The organism is Actinosynnema sp., from assembly GCF_052038725.1.
The window spans coordinates 1-2,369 of record NZ_JBQGCX010001383.1 but is presented as its reverse complement, the minus strand read 5'-3'; the positions used below and the strand labels follow the sequence as shown (position 1 = coordinate 2,369).

Sequence of the window (2,369 nt, the reverse complement as noted above, 5' to 3'; positions counted from 1 at the left end):
GCCCCGCCCCGGGCGGGGGCCCGCACCGCGCCGCCCGCCACCCCGCGGGCGCCCGCCGCCTGGTCGAGCTGTGCGGGAACCTGCCCCTGGCGGTGCGGGCCGCGGGCGCCCGCCTGCACGCCCGGCCCACCCACCGCATCGACCGCTTCGCGGATCGGCTCACCGACGACAGCCGCCGCGTCGCCGAGCTCTCCTACGGCACCCTCGACCTGGGCGCCCGACTGGGCACCGCGGCCGACGCCCTGCCCGGTCCCGCGCGCGCCGTCTGGCTGCTGCTGGGCGCCAGCGACCTGCCCACCATCCCCGTGTGGGCCGCCGCCGCGCTGGTCGACCGCTCCGAGGACGAGACCCAGTGCCTGCTCGACACCCTCGTCGACCACCACCTGCTCGACGTCGCGGAGGGGGACGTGCTCGGCGGCTCCCGCTACCGGCTGCACCCGCTGGTGCGCATCCACGCCCGCCAGCGCTGCCGCACCGAGATCGACACCGCCACTCTGGCCACCGCCCTCGACCGCCTCGGCGAGGTCGCGTCCTGGCTGTCCGCCCGCGCCACCGACATCGCGGGCGGGCGCACCCAGCCCGCCGCCATCCCCGCCGCCATCCCCGCCGTCGTCGAGCGCACCGGCTGCTCCGTGCTGCGCGAGCTCGACGACCAGGCCACCACCTGGCTCCACCCGGAGCGCACCACCCTCGCCCTGCTCACCAGCACCGGCGTCACCCGCCCCCGCCGCCCCGAGCTGGCTGCCTGGGGGACCCGCTTCGAGGGGAGGGGCGTCCATGACGTTCAAACGGCCTGAGGGCGGCGTCCTCGTCGTGTCCGCCAGCCCGCACCCCCGCTCCCGCCCCGACTGGCTCGGCGACCACCTCCGCGCGCTGCTGGCCCACCGCGGCCACCCCACCGCGCACACCCGCGTCCGCGACCTGCCCGCCGCCGCCCTGCTGCTGGCCGACACCGGGCACCGCGACCTGCGCGCCGCCCTCGCCGACGCCGAGGGCGCGGCCGGGATCGTGTTCGTCACCCCGATCTACCGGGCCGCCTACGCGGGCCTGCTCAAGGTCTTCCTCGACGAGCTGCCCCGGCACGGCCTGCGCGACAAGGCCGTGCTGCCGGTCGGGGTCGGCGGAAGCCCCGCCCACCTGCTCGCCCTCGACTACGCCCTGCGCCCGGTGCTCCAGGCCATGGCCGCCCGCCACGTCGTGCGCGGCCACTTCGGCCACGACCGCGAGCTGCCCCTGGACGGCGCGCCGGGCGCGGGCGTCCTGGCAGGCCTCGCGGTCGCCGCGGACACCCTCTCCGCCGCCCTGGTCCCGCTGCCCGCCGAGGTCTGAGATGCCCGCCGCACTGACCGCGCTGCTCATCGTCGTGATCGGACTGCTGGTGGGCTCACCGTCGCCCACCCCGGCGCTCGGGCCGGACGCGCCCGCGCGGCAGTTCTCCGCCGCCAGGGCGACGCCCCACGTCGCCGCGATCGCGAAGGCCCCGCGCCCCACGGGTTCGGCCGCGCACGCCGAGGCCCGCGCCTACCTGCTCGACCGGCTCGCGGAGCTGGGAATCCCGGCCACCGTCCACACCGGATCGGTCGCCACCACGTTCGGCGTCTCCGACACCGGGGGCGACGCGCGCTACGCGGGCGCCCGCGTGCACAACGTCGTCGCCCGCGTTCCCGGCGCCGACAGCACCCGCCCCGTCGCCTTGGTCACCCACTACGACTCCACCCCGGCCGGGCCCGGAGCCAACGACGCGGGCGTCCCGGTCGCCGTCCTGCTCGAAACCGCCCGCGCGCTCGCCGAGGGCCCCGCCCACCGCAACGACCTGCTCCTGGTCTTCACCGACGCCGAGGAAGCCGGGCTCCTCGGCGCCAAGGCCCTGGTCGCCGACCCCGACGCGCTGCCGCCGGACGCCGTCGTGGTGAACGTGGAGGCCAGGGGCGGAGGCGGCCCCACCATCCCCTTCGAGACGGGCCCGGACTCCGGCTGGCTCATCGGCCTGCTGGCCGAGCACGCGCCCCACCCCCAGGCGGGCTCGGTGGTCACCGAGGCCTACCGGTTCATGCCCAACCTCACCGACTTCACCGTGCTGCGCGAGCACGGCCACTCCGGCCTCAACCTCACCTACCTGCGCGAGCTGACCCGCTACCACGGGGCGAACGACACGGCGGACTCCGTCGACCCGGACACCGTCCAGCACCAGGGCGAGACCGTGCTCGCCCTGGCTCGCGCCCTGGTCTCGGCTGACCTCCGCACCCCGCCCGTCGGTGACTCGGCGCACTTCACCGAGTTCGGGCGCGTCGTCCACCACGACACCACCAGGGTCGTGCCGCTGGCCGTGCTGGCCGTGCTGGGCACGGCGCTCGCACTCGCCGGGGCCG

2 protein-coding genes and 1 pseudogene are annotated in these 2,369 nt (G+C 77.2%); all 3 read left to right on the top strand.

The features are described from left to right. A pseudogene (locus tag ACTUAL_RS29250) lies at positions 1 to 797 on the top strand (hypothetical protein); the annotation flags it as partial. Beyond that, positions 778 to 1,329: an NAD(P)H-dependent oxidoreductase gene (locus ACTUAL_RS29245; protein ID WP_440902497.1), complete on the top strand. Its 552-nt coding sequence runs from the start codon at positions 778 to 780 to the stop codon at positions 1,327 to 1,329. The pseudogene ACTUAL_RS29250 and the gene ACTUAL_RS29245, both read left to right, overlap by 20 nt. A gap of 1 nt (position 1,330) precedes the next feature. Then, a partial coding sequence (locus ACTUAL_RS29240; protein WP_440902496.1) for a M20/M25/M40 family metallo-hydrolase occupies positions 1,331 to 2,369 on the top strand: 1,039 nt, incomplete at its 3' end.